Raw genomic sequence first — 5,937 nt, 5'->3', positions numbered from 1 at the left:
AACTTGAAAGGTCATGTTGGCTAACTTCGTTCTTATTTCCCGACAGCTCTAATGCTTAAGATCGTCAGCAGTTAAAGATCCAGACTGAATCTTCTGCGTGATTATCTGCTGTTCATTCAGCCAATTTGCTTGCTGCTCATTTTGCTTAAGTTGAACCGCCTGATCAAGTTGCTGCTGCTGTTGTAGCATTGACAGGGGCTGTTCCGATTCACTTAGAGCTGTTTGCAACTCTTTTAGGTTGGAGCGAATTTGAGTTTGAACTACTGCAATTTGCTTGAGCTGAACTTGAATAAACCGGATAAGCTCTGTGCCAAAGGTAGGCGTTGGTTGTATAGCCCGCACCAGTTGAGTCAGAGTTTGAGAAATGTTGGTTAAAGATTGGTTCCAGTTCTGTAGATCTCCAATAAACCCGTTGACCTGAGGAACAACACGAGTTTTAAAGAAGTCTGGTTGTATCTCGCTAGCAAGCAGCCCAAAATCAATGAAAGACTTTAATTGGTTGCTCAGATCGTTAATAGGCGATAGTTCTTGCAAATGCTTCACACCTTCGTGGATGAAGGATTTGAGAACATTAGCATCTCCTTGAGAAAGAACAAAACCTTGCCTTATTTGAACAAAGTTAGCAACCGTTTTCCATGCAACCTCAGCTTTTTGCCATGTGATATTTAGTTGCAGACGGTCTTGGGTTGGTGTATCTACATGGTCTAAAAATTTGACCCATATATCTAACTGGTTAGCTTCATATTTCAGCGCGACATCTACACGCTGAAATAATCGAATGTCTTTTTCGTTTTGTTGCAACAGGGCTAAATTCTCTTGAGTCATTTGATTCTGAGGAACTGCTGTCAAGCGCTTGTGGGTACTCCCAAGGTCAGACAATATGCTCTCAAGCTCAGTCTGGTTTTTTGATAGCGCAACCGAGCGATCGCGCAATTCACCAATCTCCTCTGGAACATAAACCTTGTTGGAGTCCACGTCAGTAAGAAATTGGATATATTGTTGGAGTGGCAGTGCTTGCTTGCCACTCTTTTCCATGTCATCTTTTCGCCCTTTGAGGTCTACGATCAGTCCATTCCATTCTTCTTTCAGTGAGAAATTGGAATGATCAACTGCAAATGCTTGTTTCAGCTTTAACCAATCGAGCTGCTCTTGAAGCGGGGCTCGCTCCTTCAAACCAGCAGTTTTGTCGAACTGAGCCTGTACATATTGTAGGCGTTCCGTAATGGCTACTTGTAGTTCAGCCTCAGGTAGAAAATGACTGTAGCGATCGAGAAAATCCTGAAGCTCCTGTTGGGTAGAATTTCTTTGATTTTGCAGAGTCTTCAACTCATCTTCAACTCGTGTAATGTCTTTAGCATCTTTGCTTGCAGCAGTTTGAGCTGAATTCAAGTCGCGCTTATTGTTGGTGCTATCCGTCTTTAGTTGGTCAACCTTTAACTCTAGATCTTCTACGGGACCTTTCTTTTTTGAGACTTCTAGATGTAGTTCGGCACTCTTTGATATGAAAGCTTTTTTCGTTGCTTCAAGAGCGGCAATTATTAATTCCTGTCCGGGTATATATTTTGCAAGTGGGTTAAGAGGAATTGGCGTTGAGATAGCTTCTTCTCCAGTAGGTAAAATGTATGTTTTAAATACGTTTTCTACATTATTCCTATACTCTTCCAACAAGTCTTTTTGCTTCGAAATTAGCCCATCAATTGCTTTTATATCTGGGATATCTAGATGAAGTAGTGATTGTAAGGCTTGTCTATCTTCTTCACTAGTGTATTCGTCAATCTTGTCCCGCAAGATTGATTTTGGTGTTAAGGACTCACTTTGACGAACAAGCTCTTGATAATTATGAAGAGGTTGTTCAAGCTGGTGCTGAGTAGAATTAAGTTGCTCATCAAGATCCTTTTGACGTGCCGTTCGTCTCTCTAACTCAGGCTCATCGATTACATTCCTCTGTTGATTCAACGAATTCAAGCTGTTAACGAGAGTGTTTTGCGACTCTTTAAGCTTGTCATCCTGTTCTTGAATCTCTTGATATTTACCAAGAATCGGTAGAGCTAGTGATTGGGACTTCTCGAAATAAGACTCACCATATACACCGTCTAACAAGTTCTGTGTCGTTGCTTGCGCTGATTGAACTGATTGCCCAGTTTTAGCAACAACATTTCTCCATACAGCGCCAGTGGCATTTATAAACGCTTGGACGTTTGGTTGAGTAGATGCATTAGTAACTTGTTGTCCGAAAAGATTACCTGTTTGGTTTCCCCACTTTTTCAAAGCACGGATAACCTTATTATCTGGTGTTTCCCAATTTTGTTGAATCGAATCGATTGAATGACTGATTCTCTCAGAGAAATCTTTCGCTGAATGGTTGATCGCCTCACCTACCGCTTGAGTTCCTGTCTCTACTGCTTTGTCCAGTTGCTTAAGCCCTCGCCCAGCAAAATGAGCTGTATAATCAATTGGTGAAATGCTACTCTTAAACTCATCGCCATAAAGATGAGACTGTATGTGTAGACTGATATCATCATGGGTAGAATCAGAACTGAACAATCTATTGTCAAATTCTGAGTCTATGCTTCCTAGACTTTCGTGACTTACTGAGGCTTTCTTAACTGGTTGCCCAGTAAAATCACGATTTGGGCTAGAAGCATTGTCAGATGCACCAAACATGGAGTGGTGTTCAGTATTCGCGCTATGATCAGGATTGAAGGCGTTAGAAGACATCACTAGCTCCTTTAATGTTGTAGTTGATGGTAAGACAGCAGTTATCGCACGTTCTTCAGGCTATCTGTCTTGTTTGCAAACTGGTCTAGAAAGATAGCTAAGACGCTGCGATTGTGGGTGGTGATGATATTTGCCGTGACAGACATACCAGGCTGAAGAGATACCTCCTGACCGTTAATCTTGATAGATTGGCTGTTTAATCTAACTTTTGCTGGGAAACGGTAGAAGGGGTGAATTGCATCGGGAGGTAGAGCATCTGAGCCAATCAGGACAAGCGTGCCTTTAACGTCCCCAAATTCGCTGAAGGGAAACGAATCGATTCGGATATCGACATCCATATCTTTCCTGATAAACCCAATGTCTTGATTTGTGATGTAAACTTCAGCTACCAATTGATCGTTAGGAACAATCTTTAAAATAGGCTCACTTGAACTGATAACTGTATCAGGCTTATTCATCTTCAGGTCAAACACCGTTCCATCAACAGGAGCACGCAACTCTTGATACTGCAAATTAACTTTTGCTTGATGAAGTGTATTGTCAATTTCAGCAATTCGTTTGTCGTTTTCATTAATTCTCGACAACATCTCGTTACTGGCATCGGCAATAGTGTTTACAACTTTTTCCTCAGCCTGGGCAATTGCATATTGAATCCGCTCTATCTCCTGAGTTAGCCGATTAACTTCGGTTTCACCTTTCAAGGCTTCCTGTTCCTGACGCTGCATCTGCACTCTCGCAACGGCACCAACCTTTGCTAGGTAGCGAACGTTACCCAGGATTCCTTGGTCAATTTGCAAGCTTCGCCGAGTAGTTGCCAGTTGGCCTCGAAGCTGAGCCAGTTGCTGCTGAAGTTGAGGTATTTCAGAGCGAGTTGTTGCTATACGAGAATTGACCTCCGCCAATCCAACCTGTAATCGGATTTGTTGCTCAGAGCTGAAAGCAGTGCTGCTTCCTACCTGTAACTGCGATACTAGCTCTGATGACAGATTCAATTTCTGAGCATTAGGCTTTGCAACATTAACCATCACAGCACGATAAAGCTGGTTCTCCTTAACTAGAGAGTCGCGGATTTGCTGAGAAGACTGCTGCTGGGATTGAGTGAGTCTTGGATCGAGTCGAATTAACAGATCTCCCTTTTTCACTGGCTGCCCTTCTGATACTAAGACCTCTGCTGCTACGCCTCCGACAGGAGCTTTCACTTCTTGAACCCGTCCATTCGGCTCAAGCTTGCCTGCTGCGGGTACAGCTCTTTCAATGCGAGCAAAAGCGGACCATATGACTGTTAAAGTTGCCACACTGATCAAGCTCCACACAATGCCCCTTGACCATCGCGAGCTTTGCTTCAAAATGACAGGTTGGTCAAAGACAGGCACAGATAATCTTTGGCTAGGTGCTGTACGTTCTTTTTCTAGGTCTCCTACCGAAGCTGTTGTGGGAGAAGAGCCAAGCATTACTTCGTCTTTATCTTCTGTAAGGTTGTTCATCGTATTTCAGGTGGTTAGTATGGAATGGTTAATAACTACCTTTGTTCATCCTACTGTTTGTACAAGCGGTAGTAATAGCCCTTGAGAGCCATGAGTTCCTCGTAATTGCCTTGCTCCACAGCAATGCCTTTGTCCATCACCAAAATTACATCTGCCTTACGAATGGTGCTAAGGCGATGGGTTATAAAGAAAAAGGTACGACCCTTAAAGGCTTTTGCAAGGTTCACGCAAACTTGCCCCTCAGTATCGTAGTCAAGGGCGCTTGTAGCCTCGTCCAGAATTAACAAACGGGGGTTCTGCAGAACAGTACGGGCGATTGCAATGCGTTGTCGCTGCCCTCCAGATAACCTTGATCCGCGTTCTCCCACCCTGGTGTTATAGCCGTTGGGTAAACCCATGATGAAATCATGGGCTACTGCAATTTTGGCGGCGTCGATAATCTTTTGTGATGAAGCATCAGGGTAGTTCAGAGCGATGTTTTCCTGTACTGTGCCGTCAAATAATAAGGTGTCCTGAGGAACAATTCCAATCTGTTGTCGTAGGGAGTAAAGCTCTACTTTGCTAATATCGTAATCATCGACCAAAATCCGACCAGATTCGAGTGGATAAAGGCGCGGCAGAACTTTCATCAGAGTGGACTTGCCTGAACCACTTCCTCCTACAATGCCAACAAAAACTCCAGATGGAAACTTTAGGTTTATATCATTCAGTTGCATAGGTCCTGTAGACCCAAACCGGAAGGAGACATTTTCAAACTTCACATGTCCCTCAATGAGAGGCATCGGAATGTTTGATCGCTCTAGTTCATCAACTTCTGGAGAAGCATTTACTATGTCGCCAAGCCTTTCAAGGGATAGGGAAATTTCCTGAAAGTTTTGCCACGTTTGAGCTAACCGTAGTAAAGGGTTCGTTACATAACCTGCAATAATGCGAAAGGCTATGAGTTCGCCTAAAGTAAGTTGATGCTGAAGAACAAGAAAGGCACCGACCCAAAGTACTAACAGAGTAGATATCTCGTTCAGAAAGTTACTTGTAGAGCTCGCAGTAGTAGATGTGATAACTGTTTTAAAGCCAGCACTGACATAGCGGGCATAAAGTTTTTGCCATTCCCACCGCGCTCGCAGTTCTATGTTCTGCGCTTTTACCGTTTGAATGCCAGAGACAACCTCCACTAAATACGACTGAGCCTCTGCATTACGCTCGGCCCTAAATCTCAACTGATTTCGGATGAGAGGAGACACTACATTCCCTAACGCAATAAAGAAAGGAATAACTGCTAAAGCGACTAGTGCCAACGACCAGTTATACTTAAACATTACAATGATGTAAATAACTGAGAAGATTGCATCTAGCACTACAGTCAATGCTGTACCTGTAAGGAATTGCCGAACGTTCTCCAGTTCATTGATTCGGGTTGCCAATTCCCCCACTGCATGGCGCTCATAATAGCTCAGGGGCAATCGTAGCAAGTGATCGATAATTTGTGAACTGAGAGCTAAATCAATACGATTGGTCGTATCGACGAACAAGAAAGTTCGCAGACAAATGAGAACTGCTTCAAAGACTGCCAGCAACAACAGGAAAGCGCCTAGAAGATGAAGGGTTCCCACACTGCCCTGTACGATTACTTTATCGATAATCACCTGTACCATCAGTGGGTTTGCTAGCGCAAACAACTGAACAAAGAAAGAGGGGTTGTGCATCAGACAAGGGTGGGATAGGTTAAAAGGTCATG

3 protein-coding genes are annotated in these 5,937 nt (G+C 43.4%); all 3 read right to left on the bottom strand.

Going from position 1 to position 5,937, the window contains the following annotated elements; translation table 11 throughout:
* Positions 1–48 precede the first annotated feature (48 nt).
* The gene (locus AC5JLP_RS06135) at positions 49–2,718 is read right to left on the bottom strand and encodes a hypothetical protein (RefSeq protein ID WP_496067036.1); all 2,670 of its coding nucleotides are present in this window, start codon (positions 2,716–2,718) and stop codon (positions 49–51) included.
* 41 nt (positions 2,719–2,759) lie between these two features.
* On the bottom strand, positions 2,760–4,169 hold the full coding sequence (locus AC5JLP_RS06130) for an HlyD family type I secretion periplasmic adaptor subunit (protein ID WP_496067037.1): 1,410 nt from the start codon (positions 4,167–4,169) through the stop codon (positions 2,760–2,762).
* An 83-nt stretch (positions 4,170–4,252) separates the two neighbouring features.
* On the bottom strand, positions 4,253–5,905 hold the full coding sequence (locus tag AC5JLP_RS06125) for a peptidase domain-containing ABC transporter (RefSeq protein WP_496067035.1): 1,653 nt from the start codon (positions 5,903–5,905) through the stop codon (positions 4,253–4,255).
* Positions 5,906–5,937 lie beyond the last annotated feature (32 nt).

Source organism: Stenomitos rutilans, from assembly GCF_059505485.1.
This window is presented reverse-complemented; position numbering and strand designations above follow the sequence as displayed.